15 protein-coding genes are annotated in these 15,601 nt (G+C 69.3%); 8 read left to right on the forward strand and 7 right to left on the reverse strand.

Annotated features, from left to right (window positions below; genetic code table 11):
• Both C4313_RS00005 and C4313_RS00010 read right to left on the reverse strand, forming a co-directional pair.
• Nucleotides 1–2,014: glycosyltransferase family 39 protein (locus C4313_RS00005; protein WP_352427820.1), on the reverse strand; the 2,014-nt coding region annotated here is incomplete at its 3' end.
• Nucleotides 2,015–2,048: 34 nt separating this feature from the next.
• Nucleotides 2,049–2,987, reverse strand: a complete 939-nt coding sequence (locus tag C4313_RS00010; RefSeq protein ID WP_352427821.1) for an ABC transporter substrate-binding protein — start codon at nt 2,985–2,987, stop codon at nt 2,049–2,051.
• A 188-nt stretch (nt 2,988–3,175) separates the two neighbouring features.
• Here C4313_RS00010 and C4313_RS00015 point away from each other — a divergent pair, with 188 nt between their 5' ends.
• Entirely contained in the window at nt 3,176–3,619 is a 444-nt protein-coding gene (locus C4313_RS00015) for an FHA domain-containing protein (RefSeq protein WP_352427822.1), read from the forward strand.
• 42 nt (nt 3,620–3,661) lie between these two features.
• Here C4313_RS00015 and folP read toward each other — a convergent pair whose 3' ends face one another.
• From folP to C4313_RS00035, 4 genes are read right to left on the reverse strand one after another with little or no spacing between them, the layout of a single operon-like run.
• The gene (gene folP, locus C4313_RS00020; RefSeq protein ID WP_352427823.1) at nt 3,662–5,044 is read right to left on the reverse strand and encodes a dihydropteroate synthase; all 1,383 of its coding nucleotides are present in this window, start codon (nt 5,042–5,044) and stop codon (nt 3,662–3,664) included.
• Nucleotides 4,974–5,510, reverse strand: a complete 537-nt coding sequence (locus C4313_RS00025; RefSeq protein WP_352427824.1) for a 6-pyruvoyl trahydropterin synthase family protein — start codon at nt 5,508–5,510, stop codon at nt 4,974–4,976. The genes folP and C4313_RS00025 overlap by 71 nt, the downstream gene beginning before the upstream one ends.
• A gap of 46 nt (nt 5,511–5,556) precedes the next feature.
• The gene (locus tag C4313_RS00030) at nt 5,557–6,711 is read right to left on the reverse strand and encodes a glycosyltransferase family 4 protein (RefSeq protein ID WP_352427825.1); all 1,155 of its coding nucleotides are present in this window, start codon (nt 6,709–6,711) and stop codon (nt 5,557–5,559) included.
• 8 nt (nt 6,712–6,719) lie between these two features.
• Nucleotides 6,720–7,454: a Dph6-related ATP pyrophosphatase gene (locus C4313_RS00035; RefSeq protein ID WP_352427826.1), complete on the reverse strand. Its 735-nt coding sequence runs from the start codon at nt 7,452–7,454 to the stop codon at nt 6,720–6,722.
• 141 nt (nt 7,455–7,595) lie between these two features.
• On the opposite strand from C4313_RS00035, the gene fabG reads away from it, so the two are divergent.
• From fabG to miaB, 7 genes are all read left to right on the forward strand, one after another.
• Nucleotides 7,596–8,345, forward strand: coding sequence for a 3-oxoacyl-[acyl-carrier-protein] reductase (gene fabG, locus C4313_RS00040; RefSeq protein ID WP_352427827.1), 750 nt, complete (start codon nt 7,596–7,598; stop codon nt 8,343–8,345).
• Between the two features lie 13 nt (nt 8,346–8,358).
• Nucleotides 8,359–8,766 (forward strand): Asp23/Gls24 family envelope stress response protein, encoded by a 408-nt coding sequence (locus tag C4313_RS00045; protein ID WP_352427828.1) that lies wholly within the window; start codon nt 8,359–8,361, stop codon nt 8,764–8,766.
• Between the two features lie 43 nt (nt 8,767–8,809).
• Nucleotides 8,810–9,235 carry a transcription antitermination factor NusB gene (nusB, locus tag C4313_RS00050; RefSeq protein ID WP_352427829.1) on the forward strand — a complete coding sequence of 142 codons (426 nt, stop codon included), beginning with the start codon at nt 8,810–8,812 and terminating at the stop codon, nt 9,233–9,235.
• A 19-nt stretch (nt 9,236–9,254) separates the two neighbouring features.
• The gene (locus C4313_RS00055; RefSeq protein ID WP_352427830.1) at nt 9,255–9,572 is read left to right on the forward strand and encodes a Sec-independent protein translocase subunit TatA/TatB; all 318 of its coding nucleotides are present in this window, start codon (nt 9,255–9,257) and stop codon (nt 9,570–9,572) included.
• Entirely contained in the window at nt 9,532–10,275 is a 744-nt protein-coding gene (tatC, locus tag C4313_RS00060; RefSeq protein ID WP_352427831.1) for a twin-arginine translocase subunit TatC, read from the forward strand. The genes C4313_RS00055 and tatC overlap by 41 nt, the downstream gene beginning before the upstream one ends.
• A gap of 43 nt (nt 10,276–10,318) precedes the next feature.
• A complete protein-coding gene (locus tag C4313_RS00065) occupies nt 10,319–11,665 on the forward strand; it encodes a cyclic 2,3-diphosphoglycerate synthase (protein ID WP_352427832.1) in 1,347 nt (448 codons plus the stop codon).
• Between the two features lie 93 nt (nt 11,666–11,758).
• A complete protein-coding gene (gene miaB / locus C4313_RS00070) occupies nt 11,759–13,099 on the forward strand; it encodes a tRNA (N6-isopentenyl adenosine(37)-C2)-methylthiotransferase MiaB (RefSeq protein ID WP_352427833.1) in 1,341 nt (446 codons plus the stop codon).
• 53 nt (nt 13,100–13,152) lie between these two features.
• On the opposite strand, the gene leuS is transcribed toward miaB, so the two are convergent.
• Nucleotides 13,153–15,597 carry a leucine--tRNA ligase gene (gene leuS, locus C4313_RS00075; protein WP_352427834.1) on the reverse strand — a complete coding sequence of 815 codons (2,445 nt, stop codon included), beginning with the start codon at nt 15,595–15,597 and terminating at the stop codon, nt 13,153–13,155.
• Between the last annotated feature and the right edge of the window lie 4 nt (nt 15,598–15,601).

Below are 15,601 nucleotides of genomic sequence, written 5' to 3' on the forward strand. Positions count from 1 at the left end.
CCCGCCGGAACGCCACCTCCCGTCCCCCGCGGTCCCGAAATACCACCCCCCAGCCCCCCAGCGCAACCGGCTCCGCACTGCGCCACTGAAAACGCACCACCACCCCAACACCCCCCTCCCGCTCTCCCACCACCACCTGCGGCGGCGCCGCCATCACCCCATCCACCAGCCGTGTCCCTACCCGCCACGGCGCCGCCCGCGGAACCACCTCCACCTCCCCCACCGCCACCACCTCCCCTGCCTCCTCCCGCAAAGGCACCCGCGGATATCCCGGGCTCCCCGTCGCATACCATCCCACCACCACACGATACCGCCCCGGCGGAAGGTCCGGCGGCACATAAAGATACCGCCAGACCGTCCGCACTTCCCCAGGCCTCCACCGGTCCGTCGGAGGATCCGGCTCCTCATCCCGGTTCGTCCACAGATTCCCTGCCCCGTCCACCAGATGCACAAACAGCGTCCACCGCCCCTCCTCGCGCCCTTCGGTTCCCAAACGCAACACCAAAGGGATCGTCCCCCCAGGCGCCACCTGGCTTTCCATCTCCCCCACCCCCTCCAAACGCAGGCCGTTGGCCCACACCGCCCGCCGATCCCGCCACCGCCCCGGCCACGCCTTGCGCACCAGGTGGAACACATCCGCCCGATACTCCGGGATCGGGTGATCGAGGGCGATATGGAGATCGACATCATGGGTGGCCCTCATCGCCTCCAGCCACCCCTCCCACTCCCCCCGGTACAAAGAGACCCCCACAAACCAGAAAGCCGACGCCCCCTGAACCACCCGCTCCCGCTCCTCCGGGATCGGCCAATCGTAATGGCGGAAGCCCGCCGTTCCAAACACATCGCGGTGCCAGGGCGCCTGAACCAGGACGGGGTCCTGGATCCCTCCCAGGAACCGCATCGTCGACGGAAAGAGCGCGCCGGTCGGCCCCAACGGGCGTCCTTGAAGGAGCGGAAACCCAGCCCACCCCAACAGTTGCGCCCCCAGCAAGGCCGGCAAAAGGAGCCCCGAGCGCCGGGTCCCCAGAACCGCCAGGATCACGACCAGGGGAACGAAAACCATCGCAAAATAGCGCGCCGCAAAAAAGGGCCAGCGCAGCGCCAGAAGCGCCCCCACCCCCACCGGAACCAGCACGCTCCACCCCATCGCCATCCATCCAGGCCCCAACGGACGCCCCCGACGCGCCAGCCCTACAGCCCCCACCAACACCCCTATCGCCACCCCCAAACCCCGCGCCCCCTCCCCATCCGCCAAAGGGCCTACCACCCCATTGGCCCAAAAATGCCCGACGACCTCCCATGGCCTCGGGCGGACGGGGATCATCGTGAGGTGGCGCACCGTGTTCGCCATCGACCCCTCATAGGCCTGGGCCAGCCAGAGGCCGAACAGCCCGAACACCGCCCCCGAGAGCAACAGCCCCCGCCGCCAGCCCGGCGGACGCCGCACCAGCAAGACCACCCACTGGGCCAGGACCAGCCACGCCCCATAATAATGCGTGAACAGCAACAACCCTTGCGCTGCCACCCATATCCCCCACCGCCGCCCCGAAGGACGCCCCAGCAACCCCAACCAGGCCTCCGTCAACCACGCCCCCAAAGCGATCACCAGCCCATACATCCGAATCAGCATCAACTGAAACAAATAAAACGGATGCAACGCCATCAGAACCACCGCCGCCAACCCTCCCCTCTCCCCCCCCACCCGCCATCCCAGGCGAAACGCCAACGCCAGAGCCGGCAGCCCCAGCAACACCGAGAACACCCGATATCCCCACGCCCGATCCAACCCGCTTAGCGCCCACCACCCCTGGACCAGCCAATAATAAAGCGGCGGATGACTGTCCCGCATCAGATTCCGGGCCACCTCGAGCGGACCGTAGGAGGTCACCTGCCCGAGGACGTGCTGCTCGTCGAAGAGAGCCAGTTCGGGAGGCATCAGGACCAGGGCCGCCCAGAAAGTCAACCCTACGCCCACCAGGGCGGCGGCCCGAACCCGCCATCGTCCCTTCCCCATCTTCCGCCCTTCCCTCATCATCAAGCGAAGCCTCTCATGGCTCCCCCACGAACCCCAGCGGGGTTTTCCAGAAACGCCCCGAGACCCCCTCCCAGGTCCCGGTGCGTCCGACCCACCGGAACGAAGGGGCCTGCCGGGCCTGCAGCAGCACCCAGGCCAGATCGTATCCCAACGGCGCGTAAGGGCCGGGTTCGGCCCCCAGGGCGATGGCCCGGTAGGCCTCCACCCACGCTGGATCCGTCACCCGCCGGGTCTCCGCCACCACCCGCACCGCCCCGCTCCCATCCCAGAACGCCCGGAGATCCGGATGGAGCAGCCCTGGGCCACCGAGCAGCGGCCCGGACCATCCCTCCTGGCGCCACCGCCGCCATGCCTCGCCCGCGTGGACGGCCCGCCCGTCAAACCAGACGGGCTCAGAACCCCGGGGGGCAGCGTCCTGCCAGAACGCCTCGTGGACCTCCCAGCCCTGCTCCCGGAGGTGGGCGATGATCTCCGGTCCGAACCACGCCTCTTCGCCGTCCCACACCCACCAGAGGCGCCCGCGGGGTGGGCGCGGGAGCCCCTCCAGCAACAGGCGCACCATCGTCCTTTGATCCGGCGCCGTAGGGAGCGCTCCCTCAGGAGCTCGATCCGCGGGGATCAACGGGGCGACCCACAGGAGGCCGGCCCCTTGATAAACGGGGGCGGCCGCCCGCGTGGTTTCCGGGCGGAAGTGTCCGATCACCGCGATGAGGCCGGGATGGCCTCGCAACTGCCGGGCCCGCTCCGCCGCCAGGGCCGGGTCCCCCCCATCATCCAAGGCGACCAACAACGCCAGGGGACCGTTCGGATGCTGTGCGTTCCACTGGCGGACCGCTAGACGGGCTCCGAACAACACATCGTAGCCGATGGGGCGATCCCGCCCCTCAAAGGGAGCGACCAGCCCGATGGCGACGAGGGGCGGCGCCGGGCGGCAGGCCACAGCGAGCGCCAACCCGAGCCCGACGATCCATGCGGGCGAGACGGCGGGCCTTTTCTGATCTTCACGTGTTCTTCCGTCGACAGGGCGCGGGCATCCCCGAGAAGCATTCACCATCGCCCTCCAGCCCCCACATCTGCCCCTTCCACACCGGATGCATTATAATGAGGACGCCATTCATCCGACGGACCAGGCGCGCCGAGATGGGGGAGACCGAGCCGTTCCGGCCGGAGCCCGTGGACGAGTCATCGGCCCCAGAGCGTTGGGACACCGCCCCGCTGGCGGAGGGAGAGGGGGAACTGGAACCCCTCTCGGCGCCGGCCACCCTGCTGCGTCTGCGCGTGGCCCAGAGCGGGCGGACCATCGAGATCCGCCGGGACCAGGCCTGCGAGATCGGGCGTCCGGATCCCAGCCTGGGGCTGATCCCGGATCTGGATCTCTCATCCGAAGGGCCAGAGGCCCTCTGGGTCTCGCGCCGCCACGCCCGGATTTTCTATCACGACGGGCACTTCTACATCGAGGATCTAGGCAGCACCAACGGCACGTATCTGAACCACAAGCGCCTGGTCTCCGGCCTCCCCTACGCGCTCCAGGACGGGGACGAACTCCGCTTCGGCCGCATCGTGGCCCACGTGCATATCGAGTAAGCAACAGCGCGGTCAGCCCCCTACAACTTGGACCATATCGGCCTACACCCACGGCGGGCCGCGGCGGACCAGGGCGTCGGTCATGCGGGCCACGCGGACCATGGCCTCGACATCGTGCACCCGCACGATGTCCGCCCCCCGCACAATGCTGACGGCCACCGCCGCCGCCGTGCCCTCCAGCCGGTCCTCCGGGGGCAGGCCCAGGGTGTAGCCGATGAAAGATTTCCGGGAGGGGCCCACCAGCAACGGGAACCCCAGCGCCCGCAACTCCCCCAGCCGGTCCACCAACTCCAGGTTCTGGGCCACGGTCTTGCCGAACCCCAACCCGGGGTCCAACAGGATCCGGTGCCGGGGGATGCCGGCCGCCTCGGCCGCCGCCACCCGCTCCAGCAGATGGGCCCGCACCGCCGCCACAATGTCCCGATGCGCCTTCCCCTCGTAACGGGCCCCCAGCCGGGGATCCCGCACCACCGCGTCGCGCCGGCTCCGGTTGTCCATCAGCACGATGGGAACCCCCAGCGCCGCCACCACGGCCGCCATCTCCGGGTCCCGCTCCATCGCCCACACGTCGTTGACCAGATCCGCCCCTGCCTCCACCGCCGCCTGGGCCACCCGCGCCTTATATGTGTCCACCGAGATCGGCCCCAGCCCCTCCGCCGCCAGCCGCTCGATCACCGGCAGCACCCGCTGCAGCTCCTCTTCCTCCGGAACCGGCTCCGCCCCGGGCCGCGTGCTCTCCCCGCCCACATCCAGCAGATGGGCCCCCGCTGCTTTGAACCGCCGCGCCTGGGCCACCGCTGCCTCTACCCAGTCTGGCCCCCGCAACAGACCGTCCCCCGAGAAGGAATCCGGGGTGACGTTCAGGATCCCCATCACGAAGGTCGCGCGGCCCCAAAACAGAAACCCCGCGCCCACCCGCATCGGCGCCCGGGCCCACCGGCGAACCCCCTCCTGGGGCAGGCGGGCCGCCAACGCCGCAGCCGTCTCCCCCAGCCGGGGATGCACCCACCCGGGGGCGATCTCCGCCAGGGGAACCATCACGAAGGCCCGCTCCGCCATCCGGGGGTGGGGGAGCGTCAACGTCTCCCCTTCCAAGCACAGATCGTCGTAGAACAGCACGTCCAGGTCGATGGGCCGGGGGCCCCAGCGAGGCCCCGGCCGACGGCCCATCGCCTGCTCGATGGCCTTGCAGCGCGCCAGGAGTTCCTGTGGGCTCGCGTCGGTGGTCCCGATGCAGACCGCGTTCAGGAAGGGCGGCTGATCGGCGTAGCCCACCGGGTCCGTCTCATAGAACGAAGAGACCCCTTCGATCTCCACCACCGGCAACAGGCGCTCCAGGGCCTCCCGCAGGGCCTCATCCCGATCCCCCAGGTTGCTCCCCAGGGCGATCCCCACCCGATGCTTCCGACGTCGCAGCGGCGGCATCGATCTCCTCCCGATAGCACGCGCTCTGGCCGAAGGATTCCTCCACCTCAACCTCGAGGGATCGCAAACACAGGGCACGGGGCAACCGTGCCCGCAGCCGCCCGGCCAGATAGCGGGCCAGCCACTCCGCCGAGGTGTTGGGGATAGGGAGGAGGCGCACATCCCCGATGGGGAACACATACCGCTTGCCATCCACCTCCGCCTCTACCGCATCCTCCCCGATCGCCAGCCGCAGCCGAGGGTGGCCCGTCGGCAACAGCACCCGGTGATCCAGTTCGTCCACCAGCCCCTTCACCAGCCGCTTGAGGGCCACGAAGTCCATCACCATGTCCTCGTGCAGCTCCCCCTCCAGGGCCACGGCCACGCGATAGTTGTGCCCGTGAAGGGGCTCGCTCCCCTCCGGGAAGATCATAAAATGCCCCGCGCAGAACACCAGGTTGTCCTGGGACACGCGCACCCGATCCATCGCTTCCCTCCAGCACGGAAGGGATGGGCACAGCCCTCCCGGACCCTCATCCGCCTGCCGGGGTCGACGCCCCTCCCAACCCCTCCAGGATCTCGGCCGTGCGCCGGGCGCACGCCGTCCAGGTGAAGGCCGCCGCCCGCCGAGGACCGCGCTCCCGCAGGGTCCGGGCCAGGGCCGCGTCCACCAGCACGGCGATCAACGCCCCCGCCATCGCCCGCGGATCCTCCGGCGGGACCAGATAGGCGGCGTCCCCCACCAACTCGGCCAGGGCCGGGATCTCCGAGGCCACCACCGGGGTCCCGCACGCCATGGCCTCCAGCACCGGGAGGCCGAAGCCCTCATACCGGGATGGATACAGAAAGGCTGCGGCGTGGCGATAGAGGGCCGGCTTGTCCTCCTCGGCCACCGGCCCGATGTAACGCACCACCTCCTCCAGCCCCCACGCGCGGGCCAGGGGGCGCGGATCCACCCACAGCCTGCGGGAGCCCTCGGGCAGACGCCCCGCGATCACCAGCGGGAACGCCTCCCCCACCGCGTCCCGGGCCCAGCGGTAAACCGCCAACAGCCCCTCGATGTGCTTCCGGCGGTCGAACCCCCCCAGGTAAAGGACGTAGGCCGGAGGGAGATCGTAGCGGGTCCACACCCGCGCGTCGGCCACCGGGTCCGGCCGCCGGTTGAACCGCCCGTCCACCCCCAGCGGGATGGCCGTCACCCGTCCCGGCGGCAGACCCAGCCGCCGGAGGATGTCCCGGCGCGACGCCTCGGAGTCGGTGAGGACATGGGCCGCCCCCGCGGTGGCGGCAAGGGCCAGCGCCGTGTAGAGGCGCACCCCCGGGTGGGACCGGTATTCCGGGAACAGCAGCGGGATGAGGTCGTGGACCGTAACCACCACCGGGGCCGGCGCGCGCAGGGGCGGCGCCCAGTAGGGGACGAACAGCCGGTCCGCCCGCCATCGGGCCGCCGCCCGGGGCACCGTCACCTGCTCGAACCACACCTTGTCGAACGGGTGCGGGAGCGGAGGCCGCGGCAGGATCACCGGGGCGACGCCCGACGGCAGCGATCCTTCCCATCCCTCCGGGAGGGCCACCCCGATCTCCCAGGCCGGCCGCACCTCCGGGAGATGTCGGAGGATCTCCCGCACGTATTGACCGGTGCCTGTGGTCGGATGCTGGAGAAACCAACCGTTGACCAGAACCCGCATCCCCCTCCTCAAACTGGACGCCCGGCCTCGAAGCCCACCTCAGGACGCGCCAGGGCCGTAGACCTCCCTGGCGCCGGCCGCAACGGCCCGACGGCGGGGACCAGATCCTGGAACCAGAAGCCCTCGCGGAACACCTGTTCCCCCAGCGTGAAGGCGACCGGCTCCCGGAAGCCAGGCCCGTCGTAGACGAAGGTGTGAAATTCGCCGTTCTCGCCCGCCGGATCCACATCGGGGGGCAGCTCGGCCAGGAAGGGGAGGTCCAACGGCCGCCCGAGGAACCCCCGGCCCAGGCGCTGCCCGTCCACACAGACGGTGATCGCCCGGAACCCCAGGCCGACGAAGGCCTGCACCAGCGCCCGGGTCGGCTGGCCCCAGAGGGGGAACAGGACCTCGGCCCCCAGAGGCCGTAGGTGGCGGAGCCGGTAAGCGCGGATCTCCTCCAGGAACAGGTCGCCAAAGGCGAAACGGCGGATCCCACGGGCCATCAGGGCTCGAACCGCTTCCCCCATGCGCTGCTCGTAGACCTCGTTCGGACACGGGTCTGGCAGCCAGACCTCGTGGACCGGCAGGCCCAGGGCGGCCGCCTGGGCGTGGATCAGCGAGCGGCGCACGCCGTGCATGCTCACCCGATCGAAAGCCTCGTTGAGGGTCACCAGCAGAACAGCGACGGCCTCCCCACGCCGGCGCAGGGTGTGCAAGGCCATCGCGCTGTCCTTCCCGCCGCTCCAGGCCAGGGCGATCATCCCGCGGCCTCCCCATCCAGGATGCAGGTTCATGTTACCGCAGACCGACCCGCGCTCTCCAGCCGTCCCTCCGGGCGGATCTGAGGTAAAATTCCTCCCGCGGATGGATCTAAGAAAGCCCCAGGGGGAGGGATGGAACCGATGAGCACCTTGAAGGGCCGCGTGGCAGTGGTCACAGGGGCCTCGCGGGGGCTGGGGCGGGCCATCGCCCTGGAACTCGCCCGCCGGGGCGCCCGCGTGGTGGTCAACTACCGCCAGAACGAGGCGGCCGCCCGCGAGGTGGTCGAGGCCATCCGGGCCGCCGGCGGGGAGGCCATCGCCGTCCAGGCCGACGTCAGCCGCTCCGAGGAGGCGGAGCGGTTGATCCGCTCCGCCCTGGAGGCCTTCGGGCGGATCGACATCCTGGTGAACAACGCCGGGGCCACGCGCGACAACCTGCTGGCGATGATGAAAGAAGAGGACTGGGATTTCATCCTGGCCACCAACCTCAAGAGCGCCTTCCACTGCACCAAGGCGGCGCTGCGGCCGATGATGCGCCAGCGCTACGGCCGCATCATCAACATCACCTCTATCGCCGGCCTGGTGGGCAACGCCGGGCAGACCAACTACGCGGCCGCCAAGGCCGGCCTCATCGGTTTCACCAAATCCTTGGCCAAGGAGGTGGGCTCTCGCAACATCACCGTCAACGCCGTGGCCCCCGGCCTCATCCCGACCGACCTCACGGAGCCTCTGCCCCAAGAATTTAAGGAAGCCGCCCTCCGCATGACCCCCCTGGGGCGCCTGGGCACCCCCGAGGACGTGGCTTACGCCGTCGCCTTCCTGGCCTCCGACGAGGCCGCCTTCATCACCGGCCACGTGCTCACGGTGGACGGAGGGATGACGTGCGCGTGAGGGAGGGCGCGGGATGAGCGACGAGACCGACAAGAGGATCGAGCCGGTGGGATCGCCGGAGGAGGCAATGGGCCCGGTCGCCGGGCGCATCGTGGTGGCGCCCGAGGTGCTGGCCACCATCGTCCGCCAGGCTGCCCTCCAGGTGCCCGGCGTCGCCCGGCTGGCGACGGTCCGCTTCGGCCCCTGGGCCCTCTCCCCCGGCTTGCGCCTGCGCGTGGCCGAGGGCCACGCCCAGGTCGACTTGGCGTTGGTGGTGCGCCCCGAGCGCTCCTTCCGGGAGATCGCCCGGCAGACCCAAGAGGAGGTCGCCCGCGCGGTCCATGAGCTGACCGGCCTGGAGGTGACGGCCGTCAACGTCCTGATCGCCGATGTAGAGGTGGAGGAACGTGGCGCGTCTGAAATCCCCGGCGCCGTCCGATGAGATGGAGGAGGAAAGCCCGCGCCGGCCGGGAGGGCCAGCGGGGATGCCGCTGATGCGCCGGGCGCGGATGGTGGCCCTCCAGGCCCTTTACGAGATCGACGCGGCCGGTCACCCCCCGGGAGAGGTTCTGGCCGCCCGTTTCCAGGCGGAGCCGTTGCCGCCGGAGGCCCGGGCCTTCGCCCAGGAACTGGTCATGGGGGTGATGGCCCACCGGGCGGAGATCGACCGGCTGATCCAGCGCTACGCCCCCGCCTGGCCGGTTTCCCAATTGGCCCTGGTGGATCGCAACATCCTGCGCATGGCCATCTATGAGTTCGTGATCGCCCGGCGCACCAGCCCCGCGGTGGCCATCAATGAGGCGGTGGAACTGGGGAAGATGTTCGGCTCCGACAGCACGCCGCGCTTCGTCAACGGCGTGCTGGGCAGCATCGCCAGCGAGCAGGCCCCGCCCACGGGCGAGGGCCGCTGAAACCAGGGAGAGACACGGCATGGACAGCCTGTTCGGCATCGGACCGATGGAACTGGCCTTCATCTTCCTGCTGGCGTTCATCCTGCTGGGGCCGCGGGATCTGCCCCGCCTGGCTTACCAACTGGGCCGGTGGGCCCGCCAAGCCCAGGAACTCTACGCCGAATTCCGACGGGAGTGGGAGGCGGAGATCCAGGAGGTGAGCCGGGAACTGGAGCGCGCCACGGCCGAGGCCCCCGAGGTCCCCCTCCCGCCGTCCGCCGCCGCCTACCAACTGCCGCCGGATTCTGGAACCGCCCATGCCCATCCCTCGTCTCCCAACCCGCCGCCCGCGGCATAGCCCGCGCCTCCAGGACCGGCCCCGCCCGCTGCTGGAGCACCTGGAGGAGCTCCGACAGCGGCTGTTGCGCAGCCTGATCGCCCTGGGGATCGGGACGGGGATCGGGCTGCTGTTGGCCGACCGGGCCATCGACTTCCTAGCGGCGCCGGTCGGGGGCCGGGCGGGCCTGGTTTCCATCGACTTGACCGAGAGCATCGCCGCCTACATGCGGGTGGCCCTCCTCACCGGCTTCGCCCTCTCCTTCCCCTATATCGTCTATCAGATCCTGGCCTTCGTTTACGTGGGGCTGCTCCCCCACGAGCGCCGCGTCCTCCTGCTGCTGGTGCCGCTGGCGACGCTGCTCTTCCTGGGCGGGGCAGCCTTCACCTACTTCGTGATGATGCCGGTGGCCATCCCTTTCCTGACCACCTTCGCCGGCATCCGCACCGAGCCCCGGCCGTCCAGTTATCTGGGGTTCGTGGTCTCCCTGATGTTCTGGTTGGGATTGAGTTTCGAGATGCCCCTGCTCGCCTTCGCCCTGGCCAAGGCCCGCCTGATCACCGCCCGCCAGTTGCTCCGGGCGTGGCGTTTCGCCGTGCTGGCCAGCGCCATCCTGGCGGCGGCCATCACACCCACCGTCGACCCGGTCAACATGTCCATCGTGATGGTGCCGCTGATCGGGCTGTATCTGCTCAGCGTGCTCATGGCCGCCCTGGCCCGATGAGCCGCCCTTCCGCCGATGTATCCGAACCGAGGAGGACGCCGCCATGGCCGATCGCGTCCGCGTGATCATCATGGGCGCTGCCGGAAGGGATTTCCACAACTTCAACGTGTTCTTCCGGAACGACCCCGCTTATGAGGTAGTGGCCTTCACCGCCGCCCAGATCCCCAACATCGAGGGGCGTCGATATCCCCCCGAACTGGCCGGGCCCCTGTATCCCGAGGGGATCCCCATCTATCCCGAGGAGGCGCTGCCCGAACTGATCCGCCGCCACCGGGTGGACCGCGTGGTGTTCGCCTACAGCGACGTCAGCCACGAATACGTGATGCACCGCGCCAGCATCGCCCACGCCGCAGGGGCCGACTTCTGGCTGATGGGGCCCAAGGCCACCCAGTTGAAGGCCGCCAAGCCGGTGGTCTCCATCGGCGCGGTCCGCACGGGGAGCGGCAAGAGCCCCACCACCCGGCGGGTGGCCCGCCTCCTGCGGGACCTGGGATGGCGAGTGGTGATCGTCCGCCATCCCATGCCCTACGGCGATCTGCGCCGGCAGGTCGTGCAGCGGTTCGCCTCCTTTGAGGACCTCGACCGCTATGAGTGCACCATCGAGGAACGGGAGGAATACGAGCCCCACCTGGCCAACGGCTTCGTCGTCTACGCCGGGGTGGATTACGAACAGATCCTGCAAGCGGCGGAGGCCGAAGGGGACTTGATCCTCTGGGACGGTGGGAACAACGACTTCCCATTCTTCGTCCCTGATCTCCACATCGTCGTGGTCGATCCGCACCGCCCCGGCCACGAGGTCCGCTATCACCCCGGCGAGGCCAACCTCCGCATGGCCGACGTGGTGGTGATCAACAAGATCGACACCGCCCATCCCGACGCCGTGGCCCAGGTGCGCGAGAACGTCCTCCAGGCGAACCCCCGGGCGGTCCTGATCGAGGCGGCCATGCCGATCTTCGTGGAGGACCCCGGGGCGATCCGCGGCCGGCGGGTGCTAGTGGTGGAGGACGGGCCCACGCTGACCCACGGGGAGATGGCCTACGGGGCCGGCTGGGTCGCCGCCCGGCGCTTCGGGGCTGCGGAGGTCCTGGACCCCCGCCCCTACGCGGTAGGCAGCATCCAGGAGGCCTACCGCCGATATCCCCAGACCGGCCCGGTGCTGCCCGCCATGGGCTACGGGCCCGAGCAGATCCGAGAACTGGAGGAGACCATCAACCGGGTGCCCTGCGACCTGGTGCTGGCCGCCACCCCGGTGGACCTGGGGCGCCTCCTCCGGGTGCGGCACCCGGTGGTGCGGGTCCGCTACGAGATCCAGGAGATCGGCCGCCCGACCCTGGCCGAGGTCCTGGCGGAGCGGCTGGGACGGGGCGGGTCCCAGGTTTCCTCATCTTGACGGGCCTGCCGCCCCCCCTCTAAAATGAGAAACGCCGGAAGCGTTTTGCGGCCCCGCGAAGGAACACGGCCCGGGGAGTCGGAAGGAGCGGCGATGCGGTATTACATCCACACCTTTGGCTGTCAGATGAACGTGGCCGACAGCGAGCGGCTGGCCTCGGCCCTGGAGAAGCTCGGGTATCAGATGGCCGAGCGGCCCGAGCAGGCGGACGTGCTGGTGGTGAACACCTGCGTGGTCCGCCAGTCGGCCGAGGAGAAGGCCTACGGCTGGCTCCACATGGTCCGTCCCCTCAAGGAGCGGCGGCCCGACCGCGTGGTCGCCGTGATGGGCTGCCTGGTGGGGGTGAAGGGGAACGAGGGGCTCCGCCGCGCCTTCCCCTGGGTGGACGTGTTCATGCCGCCCGCAGATCCCCGCCCCCTGGTGCAGTTCCTGGCCCGGCGGGTCGACGAAGGGCGGGCCGTGGAGGACCTGGAGCGGATGCTCCGCTATGCCCTCCAGGACGAGGAACTGGTGCTCCCGCCCTCCGAGCGGGGACGCAAGGTCACCGCGTATGTTCCGGTGGTACACGGCTGCTCCTTCGGCTGCACATTCTGCATCATCCCCTACCGCCGGGGCCCGGAGCGGAGCCGGCCCCTAGGTCAGATCGTCGCCGAGGTGCGGGCGCTGGCCGAACAGGGGGTCCAAGAGGTCACGCTGCTGGGCCAGATCGTGGACCGCTACGGGAAGGACATCCCGGACGGCCCCGACCTGGCCGACCTGCTGCGGGCGGTCCACGAGGTGGAGGGGATCCAGCGCATCCGCTTCCTGACCTCCCATCCGAACTTCATGACCGATAAACTCATCGAGACCGTCGCCTCGCTGCCCAAGGTCTGCGAGCACATCGAGATCCCCGTCCAGGCGGGGAACGACGAGGTGCTGGCCCGCATGCGGCGGGGTTACACCGTGGCCGAATACAAGCGCGTGGTGGAGAAGATCCGCTGGCGCATCCCCAACGTCTCCATCGCCACCGACATCATCGTCGGCTTTTGCGGCGAGACCGAGGAGCAGTTCATGGACACCTACCGGCTGGTCGAGGAACTGGAGTTCGACGTGGTCCACATCGCCAAATACTCTCCCCGGCCGGGGACGGTGGCCTGGCGGACGATGGCCGACGACGTGCCGCCGGAGGAAAAGGAGCGGCGGTTCCGCATGCTGGAGGAGCTCTACGAGCGGATCTCCCGCCGGAAGAACGAGGCCCTCATCGGCCAGACGGTGGAGATCCTGGTGGAGGACCGCAACGAGAAGGGGAAGTGGTTCGGGCGCACCCGGAACAACCGCCTGGTCTTCTTCGAGGACGGCGACCGCGACTGGCGCGGCCAATTGGTCCAGGTGCGCATCACCTCGGCCGGCGCCTGGTCCCTCCAAGGAGTTCCCTGTGCCCATGGGACACGGTGATCCCACCGTGCCCCCTTTTTTAGGCGACGCGTCCCCCGGGCAGCGGATGGGGATCACTCGGTGACGATGTTGACCAGCCGGCCGGGCACGTAGATGATCCGCTTCGGCGTCCGGTCGCCCAGATGCCGGCGGACGTTGGCTCGGTCCAAGGCGATGGCCTTCGCCTCTTCCTCCGTGATAGAGGCCGGCACCTCGACGCGATCCCGCACCCGTCCGTCGATCTGAACCACCAGAGTGATGGTGTCCGCCCGAGCCAGGGCCTCATCCCACTGCGGCCATGGCTGCTGATGGATGCTGTAGGGATAACCCAGGCGCTCCCAGAGTTCCTCCGCTAGGTGCGGGGTGAAGGGCGCCATCAGCAGCAACAACGCGCGGATGGCCTCGCCCCAGGCCTCGTGGCGAACGACGGGCGTGGCCTTGGCCTCCTGCAGGGCGTTGGTGAACTCCATCAGGGCGGCGATGGCCGTGTTGAACTCAAAGTCCTCCAGGTCCCGGCTCACCCGCTTGATGGTCCGGTGGGTCCAGCGGCGCAACGCCGCGACCTGCTCCGGGGTGGGCTCCCCCTCGACCGCTGCCGGCTCCAGGACCAGGTTCCAGACCCGGCCGAGCCAGCGATGGACCCCCTCGATGCCGGTCGAGCTCCAGGGGCCGCCCATATCCCAGCGGAAGCCGAACATCAGGTAAGCCCGCACGGTGTCCGCCCCGTAGCGCATCACCAGTTCGTCGGGGGCGACCACGTTGCCCCGGGACTTCGACATCTTCTCGCGGTCCTCGCCCAGGATGACCCCCTGATTGCGCAGGCGGACCATCGGCTCGTCGAACCAGACCATTCCCATATCCCGCAGCACCTTGGTCCAGAAGCGGGTGTAGAGCAGGTGCATGGTGGCATGCTCGACGCCGCCCGTGTAGAGATCCACCGGCAGCCAGTAACGGGCCTCCTCTTCATCCCATGGCGCGTCCGCCTTGTGGGGGCTCAGGTAGCGGTATTGATACCAGGAGGAATCCACGAAGGTGTCCATGGTGTCCGTCTCCCGCTCGGCGGGCCCTCCGCACTGCGGGCACGTGGTCTTCACAAAATCCTCCAGGTATTTGAGGGGGGACTCGCCGGTGGGCAGCACGTTGACGCTCTCCGGCAGGAGCACCGGCAACTGATCCTCCGGCACGGGGACGGTGCCGCACTGCAGGCAGTAGATGATGGGGATGGGGGTCCCCCAGTAACGCTGGCGGCTGATGCACCAGTCCCGCAGCCGGTAGGAGACGGCGGGCCGCCCCAGGCCGCGGCGCTCCAGTTCCGCCACCACCGCCCGCTTGCCCTCCTCGCTGGGCAGGCCGTCGAAGGGGCCGGAGTTGACCATGATCCCTGGCCCCTCATAGGCCTCCGCCAGCGCCCCCCCCTGCCAGCCCGGCGGGGCGATCACCACCCGGATGGGCAGGTTGAACCGGACGGCGAACGCGAAGTCCCGCTGGTCGTGGGCGGGGACGCCCATGATGGCCCCCGTCCCGTATTCCATCAGGACGTAGTCCGAGATCCAGATGGGCAACGCCTCGCCGGTGAGCGGATGGCGGGCGTAGGCCCCGATGAAGACCCCAGTCTTCTCCCGCTCCAGGGATAGCCGCTCGATCTCGGTGCGCCGCTGGGCCTCCCGGATGTAGGCCTCCACCTCGGCGCGGCGGTCCGGCGCCGTCAGCCGGGGCACCAAAGGATGCTCCGGGGCCAGCACCAGGAAGGTCGCCCCGAACAACGTGTCCGGACGGGTGGTGAAGACGACGATGGGCTCCTCCCCCTCCGTCGGGAAGACGATCTCGGCGCCCTCGCTGCGGCCGATCCAGTTCTTCTGCATCGTGCACACCCGCTCCGGCCAATCCAGTTTGCTGTGGTCCAGCAGCTCCTCGGCGTAGGCCGTGATGCGCAGGAACCACTGCTCCAGCTCCTTCTTGATCACCGGTGTCCCACACCGCTCACAGACCCGCTCGCCGTCCTGGGAGATCACCTGCTCCCGGGCCAGGGTGGTGTTGCACCTGGGGCAGAAATCCACCGCCGAGCGCTTGCGATAGGCCAGACCGCGCTTGTAGAACTGGATGAAGAACCATTGGTTCCACTTGTAATATTCCGGCTCGCAGGTGATCACCTCCCGCGTCCAGTCAAAGGAGGCGCCCATGCTGCGCAACTGCCGGCGCATGCGCTCGATGTTGGCATAGGTCCAGGCCTTGGGATGGGTGTTGTGTTTGATGGCGGCGTTCTCCGCCGGCAGGCCGAAGGCGTCGAAGCCGATGGGGAAGAGGACGTTGTAGCCCTTCATGCGCAGATAGCGCGCCATCGCGTCGCTGGGCGCCATGGCGAACCAGTGGCCCATGTGCAGGTCGCCCGACGGATAGGGGAACATCGTCAGGAAGTAGAACTTGGGCCGGCTCGGATCGTGGACCGCCCGATAGATCCCAGTCTCCTCCCATCGCTGCTGCCACTTCGGCTCGATGGCTTGAGGATCATAGCGCTCCATCCCC

The organism is Thermoflexus sp., from assembly GCF_040289485.1.
GTDB lineage: Bacteria > Chloroflexota > Anaerolineae > Thermoflexales > Thermoflexaceae > Thermoflexus.

Bases quoted from the DNA above. Each gene is read 5' to 3' on its own strand.
- C4313_RS00015 (WP_352427822.1), top strand. From the start codon at position 3,176: ATGGGGGAGACCGAGCCGTTCCGGCCGGAGCCCGTGGACGAGTCATCG.
- folP (WP_352427823.1), bottom strand. From the start codon at position 5,044: ATGCCGCCGCTGCGACGTCGGAAGCATCGGGTGGGGATCGCCCTGGGG.
- C4313_RS00025 (WP_352427824.1), bottom strand. From the start codon at position 5,510: ATGGATCGGGTGCGCGTGTCCCAGGACAACCTGGTGTTCTGCGCGGGG.
- C4313_RS00030 (WP_352427825.1), bottom strand. From the start codon at position 6,711: ATGCGGGTTCTGGTCAACGGTTGGTTTCTCCAGCATCCGACCACAGGC.
- C4313_RS00035 (WP_352427826.1), bottom strand. From the start codon at position 7,454: ATGATCGCCCTGGCCTGGAGCGGCGGGAAGGACAGCGCGATGGCCTTG.
- fabG (WP_352427827.1), top strand. From the start codon at position 7,596: ATGAGCACCTTGAAGGGCCGCGTGGCAGTGGTCACAGGGGCCTCGCGG.
- C4313_RS00045 (WP_352427828.1), top strand. From the start codon at position 8,359: ATGAGCGACGAGACCGACAAGAGGATCGAGCCGGTGGGATCGCCGGAG.
- nusB (WP_352427829.1), top strand. From the start codon at position 8,810: ATGCCGCTGATGCGCCGGGCGCGGATGGTGGCCCTCCAGGCCCTTTAC.
- C4313_RS00055 (WP_352427830.1), top strand. From the start codon at position 9,255: ATGGACAGCCTGTTCGGCATCGGACCGATGGAACTGGCCTTCATCTTC.
- tatC (WP_352427831.1), top strand. From the start codon at position 9,532: ATGCCCATCCCTCGTCTCCCAACCCGCCGCCCGCGGCATAGCCCGCGC.
- C4313_RS00065 (WP_352427832.1), top strand. From the start codon at position 10,319: ATGGCCGATCGCGTCCGCGTGATCATCATGGGCGCTGCCGGAAGGGAT.
- miaB (WP_352427833.1), top strand. From the start codon at position 11,759: ATGCGGTATTACATCCACACCTTTGGCTGTCAGATGAACGTGGCCGAC.
- leuS (WP_352427834.1), bottom strand. From the start codon at position 15,597: ATGGAGCGCTATGATCCTCAAGCCATCGAGCCGAAGTGGCAGCAGCGA.